At 54.6% G+C, this 20,041-nt stretch carries 13 protein-coding genes and 1 pseudogene; 13 read left to right on the top strand and 1 reads right to left on the bottom strand.

What is annotated here, in order from left to right:
- Nucleotides 1-61 precede the first annotated feature (61 nt).
- A complete protein-coding gene (locus tag VXK30_RS14175) occupies nucleotides 62-937 on the bottom strand; it encodes a LysR family transcriptional regulator (RefSeq protein WP_275713646.1) in 876 nt (291 codons plus the stop codon).
- Nucleotides 938-1,255: 318 nt separating this feature from the next.
- Here VXK30_RS14175 and prdC point away from each other — a divergent pair, with 318 nt between their 5' ends.
- The 13 genes and pseudogenes from prdC to VXK30_RS14110 all read left to right on the top strand — a co-directional run bounded on the left by prdC (nucleotide 1,256) and on the right by VXK30_RS14110 (nucleotide 19,969).
- Complete coding sequence (gene prdC / locus VXK30_RS14170) at nucleotides 1,256-2,596, top strand: proline reductase-associated electron transfer protein PrdC (protein WP_329493582.1); 1,341 nt, start codon at nucleotides 1,256-1,258, stop codon at nucleotides 2,594-2,596.
- Complete coding sequence (gene prdA, locus VXK30_RS14165; RefSeq protein WP_275713648.1) at nucleotides 2,587-4,341, top strand: D-proline reductase (dithiol) proprotein PrdA; 1,755 nt, start codon at nucleotides 2,587-2,589, stop codon at nucleotides 4,339-4,341. The genes prdC and prdA overlap by 10 nt, the downstream gene beginning before the upstream one ends.
- 30 nt (nucleotides 4,342-4,371) lie before the next feature.
- Nucleotides 4,372-4,599 (top strand): CBO2463/CBO2479 domain-containing protein, encoded by a 228-nt coding sequence (locus tag VXK30_RS14160; RefSeq protein ID WP_275713649.1) that lies wholly within the window; start codon nucleotides 4,372-4,374, stop codon nucleotides 4,597-4,599.
- Nucleotides 4,600-4,612: 13 nt separating this feature from the next.
- Nucleotides 4,613-5,341: a D-proline reductase (dithiol) protein PrdB gene (gene prdB / locus VXK30_RS14155; protein ID WP_275713650.1), complete on the top strand. Its 729-nt coding sequence runs from the start codon at nucleotides 4,613-4,615 to the stop codon at nucleotides 5,339-5,341.
- An 18-nt stretch (nucleotides 5,342-5,359) separates the two neighbouring features.
- Nucleotides 5,360-6,241 carry a DMT family transporter gene (locus tag VXK30_RS14150; RefSeq protein WP_275713651.1) on the top strand — a complete coding sequence of 294 codons (882 nt, stop codon included), beginning with the start codon at nucleotides 5,360-5,362 and terminating at the stop codon, nucleotides 6,239-6,241.
- A gap of 138 nt (nucleotides 6,242-6,379) precedes the next feature.
- Nucleotides 6,380-7,261 (top strand): ABC transporter substrate-binding protein, encoded by an 882-nt coding sequence (locus VXK30_RS14145; protein WP_275713652.1) that lies wholly within the window; start codon nucleotides 6,380-6,382, stop codon nucleotides 7,259-7,261.
- A gap of 146 nt (nucleotides 7,262-7,407) precedes the next feature.
- Nucleotides 7,408-8,076 (top strand): amino acid ABC transporter permease, encoded by a 669-nt coding sequence (locus VXK30_RS14140; protein WP_275713653.1) that lies wholly within the window; start codon nucleotides 7,408-7,410, stop codon nucleotides 8,074-8,076.
- A 13-nt stretch (nucleotides 8,077-8,089) separates the two neighbouring features.
- A complete protein-coding gene (locus VXK30_RS14135; RefSeq protein ID WP_275713654.1) occupies nucleotides 8,090-8,830 on the top strand; it encodes an amino acid ABC transporter ATP-binding protein in 741 nt (246 codons plus the stop codon).
- A 51-nt stretch (nucleotides 8,831-8,881) separates the two neighbouring features.
- Entirely contained in the window at nucleotides 8,882-9,475 is a 594-nt protein-coding gene (locus VXK30_RS14130; protein ID WP_275713655.1) for a cytidylate kinase-like family protein, read from the top strand.
- A 36-nt stretch (nucleotides 9,476-9,511) separates the two neighbouring features.
- Nucleotides 9,512-10,531 (top strand): annotated as a pseudogene (locus VXK30_RS14125) (proline racemase family protein); the annotation flags it as partial.
- Between the two features lie 6 nt (nucleotides 10,532-10,537).
- Nucleotides 10,538-11,119, top strand: coding sequence for a TetR/AcrR family transcriptional regulator (locus VXK30_RS14120; protein ID WP_275713667.1), 582 nt, complete (start codon nucleotides 10,538-10,540; stop codon nucleotides 11,117-11,119).
- A 259-nt stretch (nucleotides 11,120-11,378) separates the two neighbouring features.
- Nucleotides 11,379-17,501 (top strand): glucoamylase family protein, encoded by a 6,123-nt coding sequence (locus tag VXK30_RS14115; protein WP_275713656.1) that lies wholly within the window; start codon nucleotides 11,379-11,381, stop codon nucleotides 17,499-17,501.
- 35 nt (nucleotides 17,502-17,536) lie between these two features.
- Nucleotides 17,537-19,969 (top strand): GH36-type glycosyl hydrolase domain-containing protein, encoded by a 2,433-nt coding sequence (locus VXK30_RS14110; RefSeq protein ID WP_275713657.1) that lies wholly within the window; start codon nucleotides 17,537-17,539, stop codon nucleotides 19,967-19,969.
- Nucleotides 19,970-20,041 lie beyond the last annotated feature (72 nt).

The following is a 20,041-nucleotide window of genomic DNA, read 5'->3' as shown; positions in this document are numbered from 1 at the left end:
GAAATTAACTGTGGGTTTGCCGGACACGCTCTTCGTTGACAGTAAGATATCGGGTTCTCCTTCATCTGCCCGTTCTTAGCTGTTGCTTCGCAAAATCGGCGAACTTTCGGGCGGCCGGCGGCAGTTCCGCGTAGGAACGCATGGCGATGCCGAGTTCACGGCAGAAAAAGGGTTTCAGCGGCAGCGCCGTGATCCGCTCCGTATAATCCGTCAGGATCAGTTCGGACAGGATGCTGATTCCGAGATGATGAATGACCATAGAGATGATCGCACGGTCGTCCATAGAGGAGTATTTCATGTCCGGATGTACCTTGCAGGTTTCCAGGGCACGGTGTATATCGTAGTCCGTCCCCACAGCCGAAATGATAAACGATTTCCCCTCAAATTCCTCCATGGGAAAGGCGCCGCGCGATGCGAGAGGATAATCTTTTGGCAAAACCGCCATAAGCGGGTCGCTGGCGAGCGGGATCCAGTCCAGCCCACAGGGGCGCGGCAGGCTCAAAAACCCGAGATCGACAATATTTTCCTGGATCCACTGCAGAATGTCATCGGCTCCGCCCTCCTTTAATATGATATCAATATGCGGATACCGCTCTTTGAACTGATGCAAAAGGGGCGGAAGCCAGTGGACGGATATGCTGGCATACGTCGCGATGGTCAGCTCTCCCGCTTCCAGCCCCTGGATCGCATGGATGGTCTGCTCCAGCTTTTCGGTTTCGGAAAGAACATTGCGGATCAGCGGGAGCAAAAGCTCCGCGTTGGGCGTGGGGGTCACTCCCCGCTTGGAACGCACAAACAGGGGGAAGCCGAGCTCCGCCTCCAGCCCTTTCAGGATATGGCTGACGCCGGACTGCGAATAGCCGAGACGCTCCGCGCTTTTCGTAAAACTCCTCGTCTCCGCCACATCCTCAAACAGCTTGTATTTACTGATAACCATCCCGCACGGCAACCTCATAAAAACAGAGATTCTGCCCCGGCTGTTCTCCAAAATGTCCGCGATGCCTTTGCCGGCGCAGGCCCATTCTTATGCCGGATTGCCAAATCCCCCCTTTTTTCCCCAGTATAGGGGGAAATGACGCCTGTGTCAATGCAATACATGAAAATAACTAATGGATGACATTCAAAATGTGAGCTTTACTAATCGATAAAGCACATGTATAATACAGACATAATCTGTTCAGGATTTTTTATCATACGTGTCAAGGGCGACAGAACGCGAAAGCGTCTGCCGCCCTTTTTGATTTTTTAACAGGGAATGAGTGCAGTGACTGCGGAATATCGTTTTTATCTGAAACAGAATATCGGCGCCCGGTCGGAGCCGGTCGTCCGGCAGGGCGGCCATGTGGAGCGCGGCGAACGGATCGCCGCAAAACCGGAGGGCCTCGGCGCTGCCCTTCACAGCAGCGTGACCGGGACCGTCGTGCTCGTGACGGAGGATGAGATCGTCATCCGGGATACGGGCACCGACTTTTCTTCCTACAGAAGGCTTACGGGAAAAAACCCGTGGGAAAGGGTGGAGGAAGCCGGGATCGTCGGGCTGGGCGGGGCCGGGTTCCCGACCGCCGAAAAGCTGCGGAGCCGGCTCGGCGTGAACGCGACGGTCATTATAAACGCGGCGGAATGTGAGCCGATCCTGTGCCACAATATCGCGCGGATCGAAGAAGAGGCGGGCAGCCTGCTGGACGCGCTGCAGATCGTCATGGACCTGGTGAAGGCTTCTGACGGGATCGTAGCGATCAAGCGCAGGCATACGAAGGCGGTCGCCGCGCTGCGCGCCGCAGACCGCGGCGGCAGATACCGTATCGCGCCGCTGGAGGACCTGTATCCGATGGGAGAAGAAAGAGCCGTGGTCCGTGAAACCATGGGAATCCTGCTCCCTCCCGACTCGCTTCCTTCTGAAGCGAACGCCGTGGTAATCAACGCGGAAACGGCGCTGCGTATCCGCGAGGCGGTCGTCCTGCAAAAGCCGATGATCGACAAGGACATGACCGTGGCCGGAAAACTCAGGGAAAACGCCGGAGTGAAGGTTTTGAGGGACGTTCCCGTCGGCAGGAGGATTTCCGGCGTGTTTGAGCTGGCAGGCGGCCTTGGAAACGAATATGGCGAGCTGATCATGGGCGGTCCGTTTACCGGAAGCCGCACGGCGCCGGCGGAGGCGGTCCGCAAGACGACCGGGGGCCTGATCGCGACGGAATGTTTTCCCAAAGGGCCGGAAAAAATCGGGCTTCTCGTGTGCGCCTGCGGCGCGGACGAGAGCAGGATGCGTGAAATTGCGCGCGGCCTGGAAAGCGGCGTCTGCGGCGTGGCCTACTGCAAACAGGCGGTCAAGGTCAAAAACGCGTATAAATGCGAGAATCCGGGACATTGCCCCGGTCAGATACAAAAGGTGATGGAGCTGAAAAAGAAGGGGGCACAGGCGCTGCTGATCGGCAACTGCACGGATTGTTCCAATACCGTGATGGCCTGCGCGCCGAAGCTGAACCTGAAAGTATACCATACCACCGATCAGGCGCTGCGTGCGGTCAATCATCCGCTGGTACGCAGAATGCATCCGGATGAAAAATGGAAAGAAGAGGAGCGAAGCCAATGTCTATGACGACTGAAACGCTGAAAGCCAATTTGAAGGAACCGGCCATTTTCTGCTGCAGACGCCGCAAGGGGACTGTAATCAGTGCTGCGGATCTGGAAGATCCCAGCCTGTTTGACGACATGGCCGAAGCGGGGCTGCTGACGCTGAGCGGCGATGCGCTGACCGTAGAGGAGGCCCTGGGTGCCACGCTGCTTGCGGACTGCGAAGCCCTGACCCCGATCCTGCCGTCCATGGTGGAGGGCGCGCGCAAAACCGAAAAGGAAAAGGCGGAGCGGCCCGCCCCCGCGGAAGCCGGAGAGCCGGGTGGAGCACCATCTGCGAAAGGAGCGTCGGGTATGATGCATATCGAAATCAAAAGTCTGGAAGGGTTGTCCCTTGACCTGCCGTGGCCCGGCCTTTTTCCGCCGGCTGCCGTGCCGGTCAATGCGCCCGCCGCGGTTCCGGCTGTTGCGCCGGCTGCCGTGCAGGGGGAAGACAAAACGCTGCGGACGCTGACAAAAAAATACTTTCAGGCGGCCGACGTGGTCATCGGGGAAAAGACCTCGTTTGAAAACGGCGTCCTGACGCTGGACCGGGGACTGCTGGAAAAGGCGGTCCAAGCGGATCCTCTCGTAAAAGAGATCAAAATGGACGTGATCAAGCCCGCCGGCCGCCATATTTACACCGACACGATCATGGACGTATGCCCGATCGCCGCCAAGGTGAGCGGTACGCTCGGCGAAGGAGTCACCCATGTGATGGAGGGCGCCGTTTTCATGCTGACCGGCGTGGACGAGGACGGCACTCAGGTGCACGAATTCGGCTCTTCGGAAGGGTATCTGGATGAAAAGATGGCGTTCGGTAACCCCGGCTGCGCGGACGGGAACGATATCATCATCCGCGTGGAAACTATCATTCAGCGCCATACCGGGATGGAACGCCGCGGGCCGCTGGCGGCGCATAAATGTGAGGACGTTATTATTCAGGCGGCGCGCGACGTGTTAAAAACGGCAAATCAGGCCCCGCTGCGCGACGAAATCTGCCGCGACGTAAAAAAATACGGCAGACCGCGCGTGGTTCTGGTAAAGGAAATCATGGGCCAGGGCGCAATGCACGATAATATCCTCTGCCCGAACGAGCCGTGCGGCGTGACGGGCGGACAGAAAAACGTGGATCTCGGGAACGTCCCGGTCATGCTTTCCCCCAACGAGGTGCTGGACGGCGGTATCCACGCGCTGACGTGCATCGGCCCGTCCACCAAGGAAATGACGCGCCACTATTTCCGCGAGCCGCTGGTCCAGGCGCTGGCGGCGGATGAGGAACTGAATCTTCTCGGCGTCGTCTTTGTGGGAAGCCCTCAGGTGAATGACGAAAAAACCTTTGTATCCGAACGGCTGGGCGCGTGGATGGAAGCGCTCGGGGCCGAAGGCGCCATCGTCACAACCGAAGGCTTCGGCAACAATCACATCGATTTTATTTCCCATATCGGGCAGATCGGAAAACGCGGCATCCCCGTCGTCGGCGTTTCCTTCTGTGCCTACCAGGGCCAGCTGGTGGTCGGCAACCAATATGCGGACGCGATGATCGAGCTCAACAAGGATCAAAAGGGCTTTGAGAACGAGGTCGCCGGCTGTTCGGAAATCTGCTCGAAGGACGCGCTGCGCGCCGTCCAGATGCTGAAAAACAAGATGATGGGCGTTGAAATCAAGCCGGCTCCCAAAAAATGGTCGCAGCAGGTCGTCGACGGCAACAATCTTCTTCTGGGCCTGTAAAACAGTCTGCGAAGAAATAGGAGGCCGTCGATGCAATACGAACTGAACCCGATCCTGATGGAGGGAAAAGTAGTGGAGGTCAACGATACGGCCGTCAAGGTCGATATTCAGGGAAGGCTGGGAGTCATCACGGTCCCGAAGCGTTGGGTCCTGACGGATTTTCCGCTGCGGCCCGGCCTGAAGGTGAAATTTTATTTCAGCTATCTGCAGGTGACCGAACCAAAGCAGGCGCCGAACGCGCCTGAAACGAAATTTTGAACGGAGGCAAGCCATGAAACTGACGGTAGTAGAAGGGATGCAGTCTGAAATCTTTGTGCCGGTCACGCCGAGCCCGGTCTGGTCGGAGCTGAAGAAGCCGCTGAACGAATGCAGGGTGGCGTTTATCACGGCGGGCGGCATCCACCAGAAAACCCAGACGCCCTACGACACTTCCGGGGATTACACCTATCGTGTGATTCCGTCCGATATCCCCACTTCCGAGCTGATGGTCACCCACGGGGGATTCGACAACTCGGATATCAACAAGGACGTGAACGCCATGCTTCCGCTGGACCGCCTGCGGGAGCTGGTCGCGGAAGGCTTTATCGGAAGCCTTGCCGGTGAAATGTACGGCTTCATGGGCGGCGGCGGAAACGTCGATAAGTTCCGCACGGAAACCGGCCCGGAAATCGCGGCCAAACTGAAAGCGCAGGGGGTCGATATCGTGCTTTGCACCGGCGGATGCGGCACGTGTCACCGCTCGGCGACGATCGTCACCAGATGCTGCGAGGCGGCGGGCATGTCCTGCTGCGTGATCGCGGCGCTGCCGCCCATCGCCAAGCAGCAGGGGGCTCCGCGGATCACCGCGCCGCACGTGCCGATCGGTTCCAACGCGGGCGAGCCGAACAATCCGGGAATGCAGACGGCGATCCTGAAGGACACGCTGAATTTTATCGCCCGCGAGGCGGACCACTACGGCATGTGCAAGGTGCTGCCGTACGAATACAGGCATAATGTCTGACGGCCCCGGGGACGGAGCATGAAAAAGCTGATTGTGGTTTTGGGCGTGGCCGGATCGTCCCTGTCCGCTGTTTTCGTCAGGGTCGCGAACGCTCCGCCGATGGTGCTGGTCTTGTACCGGGTCGGGTTTGCGGCGGCGTTTCTTCTGCCGGTTCTGGTCCTCCGCTGCAGGGCTGAAATCAGGGGCGTCCCCCCGAAATATTTCATATGCGCCGCCATCAGCGGCATGTTTTTAAGCTTTCATTTCACCGCTTACTTCCAGTCGCTGAGCTATACGAGCATTGCCTCTTCGGTCGCGCTGGTCGACACGGAAGTGTTCTTTATCGCTCTGGCAACGTTTCTGCTGTTCCGGGAAAAGCTGGGGACCAAGCACTGGGCCGCGATTCTGGTCACCTTTTCAGGTACCGTCGTCATCGCCCTGGCGGACGCGGGCAGCGGAAACAACGTTTTGCTGGGGGATTTCCTCGCGCTGGCCGGCGCCTGCTTTCTGTCCGTGTATACGATGCTCGGCGTGTTCTGCAGAAAGAAAATGTCCACCACGGTCTACACCTTCACGGTATATTCCTCCGCGGCGCTGACTTTGCTCTTGATTTTATGCGTGCAGCATGTTAAAATAACTCAATATCATACAGTCAACGTCCTGTCCGGCATCGGCCTTGCGGTGTTCTGCACGCTTCTGGGGCACAGCCTGTTCAGCTGGGTCCTGAAGTATGAAAAGCCGGCGTATGTGTCGGCCTCAAAGATGCTGGAGCCGGTTTTCGCCACGGGACTGGGGATCGCTTTTTTCCGGGAATTCCCTTCCGTCTATGTGGCCGCGGGCGGCGCCCTCGTCGTTTTGGGCATCGTCTGCTATACCCTTCTCAACTCCGAGGCCCGGCCGGCGGATTTCCCGGACGGTTAACAGGTCAGTTTTTACATTTTCATATAGGATCAGAGCAAAATGAATGGACAATGGTGTTTATTTTATAACATCCTTGTCTTTTTTTTATTCATTTTTTCTGTTCATATAAATTCAAAGTATCATAAAGGAGGATTCAACATGAAGAAAAAACTTTTATCCTTGATTTCCGCAGCGCTGACGTTCGCAATGACGGCGGTTATGCTGACGGGCTGCACAGGCGGCACCGAATCTGCTTCCCAGCCGGAGAGCAGCACAGCCCCGGCAGCGTCCTCGCAGGCGGCCGGTGAAAGCACACCGTCCTTTCAGGGCGCGCTGAAAGGAGTCACGCTGGCTGTCGGCACCTCCGGCACCTACGCGCCGTTCTCCTATTTTAAAGAGGATGGAACGACCCTGCAGGGCTTCGATGTGGAATTCCTGAATGAACTGCAGAAGCTCCTCGGATTCTCCATTAAATCCGATAAACTGCAGGATATGGACTACGGTCCGCTGACCACCTCCGTGTCCCAGGGCCAGCTGGATGTTGTGGCGGCCGCCCTCTGCGCCACGGATGAGCGCAAAAAGACCATGAACTTCACCGATACCTATTATGACGCGGGCATCGTAGTCGTCGTGGGCGAGGACAACAACGAAATCAAAAGCGTGGATGATCTGAAGGACGGCAAATATACCGTGGCCGTACAGGCCGGCACCATCGCCTATGAATACGCCGCGGCCAACCTGCCGGAAAAATGCCTGAAAACCTTCGACTCCCAGTCTCTCGCCTATAAAGCCGTGGAGGGCGGGCAGGCGGACGCCACCATTTACGACGCGCCCGGCACGGCCTATTCCATCAAGACCGGCGAGATCAAGCTGAAAATCGTCGGGGATGAATTCTACAACGGGCAGGCGCCTTACGCCATCGCTCTTTCCTTCAACGTCTGCAAGGCGAATCCCGATATCGTCCAGAATTTTAACGAAGCCATCGCTTACCTCCAGTCGAACGGGACCATCGATCAGCTGAAGGAAAAGTGGTGTGAATAAGCAATGAACCGGCGCGGCCGGCCGCAGATCCGCTTTTTTAACGTCTTTTTCCGGCGGATTTCCTCCCGCTTCGCGTACAAACGGGCTTTTCGCCCCCTTGTACGCGGGCTGCGGCGGAGAGGCCCACATTGAAAGGAGGTGTTCCAATGGATTTGGAATCCGTCAAGAATATTGCTCCCATGCTGCTGCGCGGGCTGAGGCTGACAATGGAAATTTCCGTGGTCGGTATCCTGATAGGCTTTTTGATCGGATCGGTTTCCGGGTATGCCCTGCACGGACATTTCAGGGCGGGCAGACGCATCGCCGGCGTCTATATCTGGCTGATCCGCGGCACGCCGCTGGTGGTGCAGGCGCTGTATGTCTATTTTGTGGTCCCTCTGCTGATTTCCGCGGCCACGGGAACGAATTTTACGCTGGAAAGCACGGCGGCGGGCATCATCGTCATCTCCCTGAACTCCGGAGCGTTTATCTCCACCATCGTAAAGGGCGCCCTGGACGGCGTGGAGATCGGCCAGACCGAGGCGGGGAAATCCCTTGGGCTGACAAACAGGCAGGTCATGTGGCATCTGATCGTCCCACCGGCGTTTCAGTCCATGCTGCCCGCTTTGTTCAATCAGTTTATCATTTCCGTGAAGGATACGGCCCTGCTGTCCATCATATCGGTCAATGAAATGACCAGGCAGACGCAGAACTATATCGCGCGGACCTTCCAGACAGTTCCGGCCTACACGGTCTGCGCCCTGTTTTACTTAGTGCTGCTGTCCATACTCATGGTACTGCAAAAATTTATCGAAAAGAAATTCAGTTTGAAATAGGCGGGTGACGACAATGAGCAGCCCACTTTTGCAGATCAGCCATCTATCCAAAATTTTTGGCGATCTGGTGGTTCTGAAAGATATCAACATCGAAGTTTCCGAGGGAGAGGTGGTATGCATCATCGGCCCCTCCGGCTCGGGGAAAAGCACGCTGTTAAGATGCATCAATCAACTGGAGATTCCTACCTCCGGCGATGTTTTTTACAGAGACCAGAACATGTGCGATAAAAAGGCCGATATCCGGAAATTCCGGGAGGAGGTCGGCATGGTGTTCCAGCGCTTCAATCTGTTCCCGATGAAAACCGTTCTGGGAAACGTCATGCTGGCGCCGGTGCTGACAAAGCGCAGAAACAAGCAGGAGGCCCGCGGAAAAGCCGTGGAGCTGCTGGACCGGGTGGGCCTGGAAAGCAAAAAGGACGCGCTGCCGTCCACCCTCTCGGGCGGGCAGCAGCAGCGGGTAGCCATTGCGCGGGCACTGGCCATGGACCCCGTCGCGCTGCTTTTTGACGAACCGACGTCGGCGCTGGACCCGGAGCTTGTGGGCGAGGTCCTGAGCGTGATGCGTCAGCTTGCCGCGGACGGCATGACAATGGTCGTGGTCACTCACGAGATGGCGTTTGCGAAAGACGTCGCGGACCGCGTCATTTTTATGGATAACGGCTATGTTGTGGAGGAAGGGACTCCGCAGGAGGTACTGGAAAGCCCGCGGGAAGAACGGACGAAGGCTTTTCTGTCCAGATTCCTGGCGTCTTAGCGGCCCGCGGCAGCGGACCGCCCGCGGCAAAGAAAGACAGGGGTGAAAGGTTTGGAAAAATATGTGGTCACCATAACAAGGGACTTTGGAAGCCTTGGGCGTCCGATCGCCAGACGATTATCCGAACTGCTGAACATCGAATATTACGACCGTGACATTGTGGAAGCGACTGCGGAAAAAATGGGAATGCCGGTTTCGGTGATCAGCGACGAGGAGGAGAAGGGCTCCACCTTTTTCCGGATGCTGTTTCCGCTTGGAACGGAGTCGGTCGAGCGGCAGGCGCGGATCTTCCAGACGCAAAAGGATATCATCACCGGCCTGGCGGAGAAGGGCTCCTGCATTATCGTCGGCCGCTGCGCCGACTATATTCTCGCGGAGGAAAAAAACGCGATGCATGTTTATATCTATGCGCCGTATAAGATCCGGTACGATAACTGCCTGAACACGCTGGAAATGAAACCGTACGAGGCAAAACGGATGATCGAGGCGGTGGACAGAGCGCGCGGCAATTATCATAAGCAGTATGCCAAATATGCCCCGGGCGATCCGGCCCACAAGGACCTGATGGTAAACAGCGGGCTGCTGGGTGTTGAGGGAACCGCGAGGCTGCTGGCGGAGGTCGTCAGATTGAATTTCGGCGGATAGGGAACAGGGGAAATCCATATTTGCGGGAGGAACGGCATGGATATCAGGCCCAAAACAGGCAATTACGCGCACTGCTTCAAAACCATCGATTCCCACACCGTGGGAGAAGCGACGCGGATCATTTACGAGGGGTTTCCGGAACTGCCCGGAAGCACGATGATGGAAAAGAAAAAATATCTGGAGAAGAATTACGATCATTACCGCACGGCGCTGATGCTGGAGCCGAGAGGGCACCGTGATATGTTCGGGGCGCTGATTACCGAACCGGTGAACCCGGAAGCGGATCTGGGCGTGGTTTTCATGGACAGCGGAGGCTACCTGAATATGTGCGGCCACGGCAGCATCGGGACCGCCTCCATGGCGGTTGAAACCGGACTGGTGGCGGTGACCGAACCGTATACCGAGGTCGTGCTGGATACGCCTTCCGGCATTATCCGCGCGAAGGTGCGCGTGGAGGGCGGTAAAGCGGTGGAGGTCAGTATCCTGAACGTACCCTCTTTCCTGTATCGGGAAAACCTGAAAACCGAGATTCCCGGGTACGGGATGATTCCCTACGATATCTCCTTTGGCGGATCCTTTTTTGCGCTGGTTGATGCCGAAGCCATCGGCCTGGAACTGAAGCCAAAATATATCGAGGAAATCACCGAGCTGGGAATGAAGCTCCGGAACCGAATTAATAAAGAAGTGAATATCCGGCATCCTTATCTGGATATCACCACCGTCGATCTGGTGGAATTCTATGCACGTGCCGATCATCCGCAGGCCGATCTGAAAAACTGCGTCATCTTCGGGCAGGCGCAGGCCGACCGTTCGCCGTGCGGAACCGGAACGAGCGCCAAAATAGCGGCCTTATACGCAAAGGGGAAACTAAAGCTGAACCAGGAATTTGTTTACGAGAGCATGATCGGTTCGATATTCAAAGGCGAGGCCGCTCAGGAGCTGGAAATCAGCGGCATGAAGGCGATTATTCCGCAGATCACCGGCAGCGCGTATATCACCGGCATGAACCAATGGATTCTGGACGCGGACGATCCGCTAAAAAACGGATTTTTGCTGGGCAGCGTGAAAAAGGCGGAGCCGGAAAGCATCCGGACCAGGATCGTCCGGGCGGCGTGGAAGCTGTTCCGGGAAAAGGGCTTCCCGGAGACCCGTACGGCCGATGTGATCGGGCTGGCCGGCGTATCCGCCGACGAATTCCACCGCGTTTTTGAAAAGAAGGAGGATCTGCTGGATACGCTTGGGGATTTTTTCGATCAGAAATACGCGGAGCTGATGCTGGAAATGAACCCCCGGCTAAACCATTACGAGCAGCTGCTTTATCTGAACAGGGAGCTGTTCCGGCTGATTGAAACACAGGTGCCCTTTAACCTGGTTGTGTTTCTTTACACGCAGGATGTTGAAAAAAAGAAAAAGAGCCTGTTTAATGAGGAACGGCTCTACTTTAAGCTGATTACGCGCATCCTTCGGGAAGGACGGAAGAGCGGGGAATTTAAAAATTCGGATTCCGTACAAAGCATGGCGGAAATATATGCCTCTCTGGAAAGAGGAATGATCTACAACTGGTGTGTGGCGGGCGGCGTTTACAGCCTGACAGACAACAGCCAGAGCCTTTTGCCCATCTATCTGAAGGAATTTTTAAGATAAAACTTTATAGGCATATCGCAGCTTTTTAAAAGAACCTCTGCATTACAGCGGAGACCATCGTACCGACAGCGAAAAGAGCATCCCTGCACAACGGGGATGCTCTTTTTTTTCAAAGCGCCGTCAGGGCCCCGCTTATGATTGGCGGATTTCGTATCCAAAATATGCAATGAATGGCTATTTTTTATGGAAAAACAGACAAACTATCCGTAAAGAGATCCTGTCCTATCCGAAGGGTCTCTTAAATAAGGAGGAGCTTCCATTGCAGATCGTATTGAAAAAAATTGACTTTTATATAGATTCCCCCTTTCTGCCGGTTGTTTTACCGATCCTGATTTCACTGGTCTGTTTGGTTCTGTTCCTGCTGTACCGCAGACTGAACCATTTTGGCAGGAAAGTGAATTTTTCGGTTTGTTCCCCGGGAGAAGGAGAGAAACCGGGTCCGGGCGAGTGGGAAAAGCAAATGCTTGATCTGGCGGAAAGCCACAGTCAGGTCAGACTGACCGGATATAGCTTTGTTCTGAATGATTATAATCAGGCCGCCTATAAGGAACTCAATAAAATCAGAGACAGCATCTCCGCCGTATCCGCCGATATGATTTCCCTGATTCCGGCGGCGCGCTGGCTCTTTGACAATTTCCAGATGCTGTACCGGGAAATCAAAAAAGTACGTACCTCGGGAACGGACTATGCCGTACTGCCGGTCCTGAAAGGGAAGGAATACCGTAACTTTCCCCGTGTTTATGTTGTGGCGAAAAAGATGGTGACTCTTTCCGGCGGACACCTGAGTGAAGAAAATATTTCCGTAATGCTGAAGGCATATCAGCGGAAAATACCGCTTACGGACAAGGAAATCTGGGTTTTACCGGAAGTGCTGGGCTTTTGCCTTCTGGAAGAGATCATCGCAGCCGCGGATGAAATTCTTCGGATGATTGACGTGAAGTCGAAGGCGGAAAAATTTCTGCGGGACAGGCTGGCGGATCGGCAGGGGCCGGCCGACCTGTCGGCACTGCTGTGCAAAATAGAAGAGGATTCCTTAAAGCGGAACTGCTCGTTCCATGCCCATGTCATCTATCTGCTGAAAAATATGTCCTTTGACGAGGCTTCCATCCAAAGCTATCTGGAGTATCATTTGTCTTCTCCGGGAAAACAGGTGAAGACTTCCGGCGTCTTTCTGGAAGAAGGAAAGATCGAATCGTTTCTTGAGACCAATATCCGGACGCTGATCGTCAGCCTGAGGGATATCAATGAAGTGGACGAGGAGAAATTCTTTGAGGAATATTCCTGCCTGGATCGGATTTTATCGCAGGACCCGGACGGCGTCTATCAAAAGATGGATTTGGAGTCCAGGGGCATGTACCGTGGAGTCATTGTCAAATTATCGCTCCGCTATCGTCTGATGGAAGAAAAGATAGCCAGGGACTGCCTGGAGCTGGCGGTTCAGGGAAGGGAGGACCTGCATTGCTCTCATCATGTGGGGGCCTATCTTTTGGGCAAAGGCTATCCGATTCTGAAAGCGAAGGTATTGGGAAAACCGATCCCCAAAAGAATCAGAAAAAGGATGAACGTAAAGGGCTTCCTTTATTTCCTTGCCCTGTCCCTGATCACTCTTGGGCTGAGCGCCTGCCTGTTCCGTGCTTTCGGGGCCCTTGGCGGGCTGCGGGGTACCGGCCGGTACCTGATTGCCCTTCTGGCGGCTTTTCCGCTGCTGGCGGGTATTTCCCTGGAGATTACCAATTTTATATTTACCAGAAGAATCATGGTCAAGAAGATTCCTTCTCTGAACTATCTGGAGGAAATACCGGAGGAAGCCAGGACCTTTGTGGTCATGCCGGTCATCGTTTCCTCGAAGGAACAGGGCCTGGAGTACATGGACCGTCTTCAAAAGCATTATCTGGCAAACCGGCAGCCGAACCTTTTCTTTGCGCTGCTGCTCGATTTTGAGGATTCTCAGGACCCGTTCCTGCCGAAGGACGAGGTGATTGAAAGCGCTCTTGCCGCGCGCAGGAAGGAGCTGAACGAGCTCTATCCGTCGGAGTACCCGCGGTTTTCCCTGTTCTTCCGCTGCCGTAAATGGAACCAGGCGGAGAACTGTTATATGGGCTGGGAGCGTAAGCGGGGAAAGCTGGAAGAATTCAATAACCTTTTAAATGGAGCGGAAAAGGAGAACACCACCTTCTCCTCCGTTTACTGCGACCAGAAGCTGCTTACCACCTTCCGGTATGTGATTACACTGGATGCGGACACCAATCTGATCCGCGACAACGCCGCGAAACTGGTCGGACTGATCGATCATCCTTTAAATCAACCGATTCTGGATCTCGCCAATCAAAAGGTGGAGGAAGGCTATGTCATCATACAGCCCTCGGTAAGGAATCATATCGCGGACAAGAACGGCAGCAGGTTTACGAAAATCTTCGGGGGAGAATCGGGCCTCGCCCATTACGGAACCGTGATCTCGGATATCTACCAGGATATTTTCAACGAAGGAATCTATACCGGAAAGGGCATCTATGACATCAAAGCCTTCCACAAGGTGCTTCAAAATAAGGTGCCGGAAAACCGGATTCTGAGTCACGACCTTTTTGAGAGCTGCTACGCGCGGACAGCTTTTTCCAGCGCGGCCAAGATCATGGACAGCTTTCCAAACAGCGTTTTGTCCTTTACCAAAAGGGAACACCGGTGGCTGCGCGGAGACTGGCAGCTGCTGCCCTGGCTGTTTATGAAAAAGGCCGCGGACGGGGAAAGCTTATGCGCCCTGTCAAAATGGAAAATCTTTGACAACCTGAGAAGAAGTCTGGTTCCGCTGAGCAAGACTCTGCTTCTGCTCTTGAATCTGGCATGGATGCCGCAGGCATATTATCTTTGGCTGCCCCTGGTTTTCTTTAACGACCTGTTTTCCACGGTGATTCTGCTGCTTTCGGTGATCGCTCAGAAGCTGGTCCGGCCGAAGCTCGCCGTTATTTATAAAAGCTTTTTAAAGGAACTTGCCGTGATGCTGGAAAGGGCGTTGCTGGAATTCACGATCACGCCCTACCGGGCGTATATCGCATGCGACGCCATTGTCAGAACGCTGTATCGGCTCTTCATCAGCAAAAAGAATCTGCTTCGCTGGAATACGGCGGAAGCGGTGGACGCCTCCATTGTCAATACGAGAAAAGGGTATTTTCTTACCATGTGGAGTTCTTTTCTTCCGGCGTTTGCGCTTGCGCTTCTTTTATTTATGGGATCTTTGAGCCCCGCGGGAATGATCCTGACGGCGATCGTCATTGCCGACTGGAGCATTGCCTTTGAAATCGCGTACCGGATCAGTCAGCCGGAAAACAAGCTTCATCCGAGGGACAAGGCACGGGACAGCGGGCTGCTTCTGGATACCGCGCGCAGAACCTGGCTGTTTTTCAAGGAGTTTTCCACGAAGGAAAACAACTGGCTCTGCCCGGACAATTATCAGATTTCAACAGCCGAAAAAGTCAGCGATAAAACATCGCCGACCAATATCGGACTTCAGTTTCTGGCGATCCTGTCGGCCAGGGACCTGGGATTTGAAACGCTGAGCTCCACGGTTGAGGCCGCGGAAAAGCTGATGGATACGGTTCAGAAAATGCCGAAATGGAAGGGGCATCTCTATAACTGGTATCATATCCGATCCCTCGAGGTGCTCAGCCCCGCCTATATTTCCACCGTAGACAGCGGCAATTTCCTGGGGCATCTGGTCGTGCTGAAAAACGGCCTTTTAGAGCAGATCGGCAAGCCGGTTTATCCGGACAACTTTCTGTCCGAGCTCAGGATCGCGGCCCGGAACAGCAATGAGGAAATTCTGCTGAGAACGGGCGACTCCGCCGGAAATAAGCTCAGGGCCGGGTACCAAAGCATAGGGGAACTGATCGAAGATATCGCGGATATCTGGGAGGACTTAAACGGGAGAGATCTCAGACCGGCCGCGGATTACCGCTGGACCAGACATCTGATGAACCTGATTGACAGTACCGTCAATGAAGCCGGGGCCTTAAAGCTGAAAAAAGAGAGCTTTTCTTCTTATCCCGCGCTTTGCCGTATCGCGGCGGAGGGGAATCCATTCGCGAATGGCGTGATCCGTCGGATCAAAGAACTCTGCAATCAGATAGACTGCATTTTGGCAAATGTTGATTTCCGCTTTTTATTTAACGAAAAGAGGATGCTGTTCCATATCGGGTATCATGTATCCTCGCACACGCTGGACGACGGCTGTTACGACCTGATGGCGTCGGAATCGGCGCTTACAAGTCTTCTTGCAATCTCCATGGGCCAGGTGCCGTTAAAGCATTGGTATAAACTGGGAAGGCCCCTGACCATGGTCGAGGGCATTCCGTGCTTCGTATCCTGGAGCGGCACGATGTTTGAATATCTGATGCCGAACCTGGTGTTCAGGGAATATGAGGGCTCGGTTTACGAACAGACTTCCAGGGCGGCGGTGCTTCAGCAGATCCAGTACGCGAGGGAGGCGGGGATACCCTGGGGAATATCGGAATCCCAGTATTACCGCTTTGACCTGAACTCAAATTACCAGTACAAAGCCTTCGGGGTCCCGAAGATCAGGCTCCAGCCGGTCCGCAGGAATTCCCTTGTGGTCGCTCCCTACGCAACGATGCTGGCGCTGGATATCGCGGAAGAGGAATGCGTGGAAAATTTGAAGCGGCTGAAGGAATTGGGCGCCTTCGGCGATTACGGCTTTTATGAGTCTGTTGATTTTAACCTGCCGAATTCTGTGGAGCTGACGCCTTACTGCATTGTAAAATCCTATATGGCGCATCATCAGGGGATGAATCTGGCCGCCATTAATAATTATCTGAATGAGGGCGTCCTCCGGGAGCGGTTCCATGCGGAGATGATGATCAAGGCCTCGGAAGTCCTTCTCGAGGAAAAACGCCAGTCCTATCTGATTTCGATTGCCCGGCAGGGATATACGGTCAGAATCGGGAAGTCCCTTTTCAAAGAAGACAGCTACAGCAACCGGTATGTCAACCGTACGGGCGTGAATTCGCCGGTCGTGGATTATCTGTCAAACGGCAAGTATTCCCTGATGATCACTTCGGACGGCGACGGCTTCAGCAAATATGAGGACCGGATGCTTTACCGCTGGCGATCGGATATTTACGGGAATACAGGCAATTATATCTATATTAAGGACATGGAACGGGGAAAGCTCTGGAGCGCCGCTTATCATCCCACCAGAACGGAGCCAGAGGATTACCAGGTGGTTTTCTGCCCGCACCAGGCGGAATTTAAACGCAGGGACGGGGATATCTCGTCGGACATGATCGTCAGCCTGGACGCGGACCATGACTTTGAGATACGCAAGGTTATCCTTACCAATCACGGAAACCGGGAAAAGCGGCTGGAAGTGACCAGTTATCTGGAGTTGGTGGACGACACCTATCCGGCGGAGCTGAGCCATCCCGCGTTCAATAAGCTCTTTCTGGAAAGCGAGTATCTGGAAGAGCAGGAAATCTTCCTTGCGAAAAGGCGGCGGAAGCAGGAGGAGGATCATCCTTATGTAATGCACATGCTGAGGACGGGAACGAAACTATGCAAGAAACTGGAATATGAAAACGACAGAAAACGCTTTATCGGAAGGAACAATACTCTGGAAAATCCGGATTCTGTGGTGAACAGCAGCGCTTTTTTCAATCATTCGGGCTTTTGCAATGATCCGATTATGAGCCTGAGGGCGCAATTCTGCATAGGAGCGGGGGAAACCGCCTGCGTTTCTTTCATTACCGGCGTGTGCGGCAGTAAGGAGGAAGCAATCAAAACAGCGGAGGAATTGAATGTCGGCTACCGGATCGACGATATCCTGGAAAAATTCAGGCTTCAAAAGAACCTGGAGCTAAAGTATCTGGAAATTACCAGAACCCAGCTGAACGCCTTTCAGGACCTGGTCAGCCCGGTCTACTATCCCGCGGATATTTACCGGGGGCCGCATGAAAATATAAGACGGAACTTTATGAATCAGAGCTTCTTGTGGAAATTCGGCGTATCCGGCGATCATCCCATCCTGCTTTTGACGGTTCGGTCCATCACGGAGGAAAGAACCGTGATGGATGTGTTAAAGGCTTACGAATATCTGAAAATCAACCGTGTTGCGGTGGACCTGATTATCCTGATCGATTCCAAGCACGGCTATCTTCAGGAGGTGGATGAATTAATCAACGATATGACAAGCTCTCTTCGGATTTATGATTCCGGGAACGAGAAGCCAAGCTTTTTTACCCTGCATACGTATGAGATGAAACCGGCGGAGATCGATCTGCTGTATACGGTGGCGCGGGTCGTATTTTCAGAGAAGGCGGGGATTTATTTTAACAATGTAAAAGAAAATCCGTATGAGTTACTTGAGAAATATTAGGCCTTCGAGGCCCTGCCCTTAAGGAGGAAGAGGCTTTGGACACAGCATATGCGCCAACAGCACAGGAGAAAGAAACAGAGAATTATGAATTTTTTAACGGCTTCGGGGCATTTGCCTGTGGGGGCAGAGAATATGAAATCCTGCTGGAAGGTGACAACAGGCCGCCGGCACCCTGGATCAATGTCATCTCAAACAAGAACTTCGGATTCCAGATATCGGAATCGGGCGCGGGCTTTACCTGGAGTATCAACAGCAGGGAAAATAAGCTTACGCCCTGGTCCAACGATCCCGTAAGCGACAGAGCCTCCGAGGCAATCTATATTTTGGATGAAATCACCGGCGAGGTCATGACTCCCATGTCCCTCGGAAGGTCCGATCGGGGCGTTTACCGGGTAAGGCATGGCTTCGGATACAGCAGGTTCCTGCATGAGGAAGCGCTCGTTGATCAGGAGCTGACCGTTTTTACCCCTTTGGAGGAGTCGCTGAAGCTGTGGAGCCTGAAGCTGACGAACCGCTCGGATAAAGTGAAGTATCTGAGCCTGACCTATTATGTGGAATGGGTCATGGGTACGGACAGGGAGCAGACCAATCCCTATCTTCTGACCTCTTATGACAACGAGCACGAATGTTTCTGCGCAAGGAACCTCTATACCATGAACTTTCCGAACCTCTATTCCTATCTGTTTTCCAGCGAGACGATCGTCGGCTATACCGGCGACAGACAGGAATTTCTGGGGCAGGGGGGCGGCATCCGGGAACCGCGGGGAGCACAGGTCAAGCTGTCCTGCCATACGGGCGTATGCTATGACCCCTGCGGAGCGATTCAGGTATCCGTCGCGATCCAGCCGCAGGAGAGCCGGACGGTGCTGTTCGGGCTCGGGCAGAGCGGCAGCCTGAACGGGATATACGAAATCAAAAACAAATACAGGGACACCGCCGCCGCCGAAAAAGAGCTTGACAGGGTGAAGGCCTATTGGGACGGATTGTTGGGGACCGTCCGGGTGAAGACGAAGGACAGGGCGGTCGATATCCTATTGAACGGCTGGCTGCTCTATCAGACGCTGTCCTGCCGCATTCACGCGAGAGCGGGTTTTTATCAGTGCGGGGGAGCCTATGGATTCCGGGACCAGCTGCAGGATTCCCTTTCGCTTCTCTTTGCCGATCCCGGTATCCTGCGCGGGCAGATCCTGATTTCCTGCAGCAGGCAGTTTGAAGAAGGGGACGTCCAGCACTGGTGGCATCCTCCGATGGGGATCGGGGTAAGAACGAGAATATCCGATGATCTGCTGTGGCTGCCTTACTGCACCGCCGCCTATGTCCGAAGTACCGGAGACGCCTCGATTTTAAAGGAGCAGGTACCTTACATCAGGGGTCCGGCGCTTCAGGAGGGCCAGCAGGACGCAATGTTTACTCCCGAAATATCCGGGCGTTCCGGAAGCGTTTATGAGCATTGCAAGAAAGCCGTTGACCGGACCCGCTTCGGGGAACACGGGCTTCCCCTTATGGGGGGAGGCGACTGGAACGACGGCATGAATGAGGTCGGAGCGCAGGGGAAAGGGGAAAGCGTCTGGCTGGCGTGGTTTTTGTATACCGTGCTGGGGGACTTCCTTCCTTTGTGCCGCCGGGAAGGCGACGGGGCCTACGGCCGGGAATTGGAGCAAAAACGGGAAAGCCTGCTTCAAAGCATTGAAGAGCACGCCTGGGACGGGGAGTGGTATCTTCGGGCCTTTTACGACGACGGCTCGAAGCTCGGTTCCAAGGAAAACGACGAGTGCAGGATCGATTCCATCAGCCAGTCCTGGAGCGTGATATCCGGGGGGGCCGGAAAAGAACGCGCGAAAACGGCGATGCAGTCGGCATGGCGTTATCTGGTAAGGGAGGAGGAAGCCCTTTCCCTGCTGCTGGCGCCTCCTTTTCATAAGACGGTTAAAAACCCGGGTTATATCAAAAATTATATCCCCGGCATACGGGAAAACGGGGGCCAGTATACCCATGCGGCGGTTTGGCTGGCGATCGCCGCGTCGATGCTGTCCGACTGTAACATGGCGAAAACCCTGTTCACCATGCTCAACCCGATTTACGTTACGCAAAACAGGAAGGACGCGCTCAGGTACGAGAAGGAACCGTATGTCATGACGGCGGATATCTCCCTGTGCCCGCCCTATACCGGAAGGGGCGGGTGGAGCTGGTATACCGGTTCCGCAGGCTGGATGTATCAGGGGCTGTTAAACTGGTTCCTGGGCATCCGGAAAGAGGGGAACGAGCTGGTGATCGATCCGGCGACGCCCGCGGGTTTCGGGGATTTTTCCGTTGAATACAAATATGGGAAATCTCTCTATGAAATCAGGGTGGAAAGCAGAAGCAGGGGAAATCTGAAGACGGAAGCCGTCACCGTGGACGGCAGGTTGATCCAGGGAAACAGAGTCTTGCTGGAGGACGACGGAAAAAAGCACTGCGTTGTCGTATAGCCGCTTACCGGCTGTTCCGGGAAAACAGAGTCCTGCGGGCAGATCGGGGAAATAGAAGCACCGCCCTTCCCC

This window comes from Caproiciproducens sp. CPB-2 (assembly GCF_036287215.1).
Lineage (GTDB): Bacteria > Bacillota > Clostridia > Oscillospirales > Acutalibacteraceae > Caproiciproducens.
This window is presented reverse-complemented; position numbering and strand designations above follow the sequence as displayed.

Bases quoted from the DNA above. Each gene is read 5' to 3' on its own strand.
- VXK30_RS14140 (WP_275713653.1), top strand. From the start codon at position 7,408: ATGGATTTGGAATCCGTCAAGAATATTGCTCCCATGCTGCTGCGCGGG.
- VXK30_RS14145 (WP_275713652.1), top strand. From the start codon at position 6,380: ATGAAGAAAAAACTTTTATCCTTGATTTCCGCAGCGCTGACGTTCGCA.
- prdA (WP_275713648.1), top strand. From the start codon at position 2,587: ATGTCTATGACGACTGAAACGCTGAAAGCCAATTTGAAGGAACCGGCC.
- VXK30_RS14160 (WP_275713649.1), top strand. From the start codon at position 4,372: ATGCAATACGAACTGAACCCGATCCTGATGGAGGGAAAAGTAGTGGAG.
- prdC (WP_329493582.1), top strand. From the start codon at position 1,256: ATGAGTGCAGTGACTGCGGAATATCGTTTTTATCTGAAACAGAATATC.
- prdB (WP_275713650.1), top strand. From the start codon at position 4,613: ATGAAACTGACGGTAGTAGAAGGGATGCAGTCTGAAATCTTTGTGCCG.
- VXK30_RS14150 (WP_275713651.1), top strand. From the start codon at position 5,360: ATGAAAAAGCTGATTGTGGTTTTGGGCGTGGCCGGATCGTCCCTGTCC.
- VXK30_RS14135 (WP_275713654.1), top strand. From the start codon at position 8,090: ATGAGCAGCCCACTTTTGCAGATCAGCCATCTATCCAAAATTTTTGGC.
- VXK30_RS14175 (WP_275713646.1), bottom strand. From the start codon at position 937: ATGGTTATCAGTAAATACAAGCTGTTTGAGGATGTGGCGGAGACGAGG.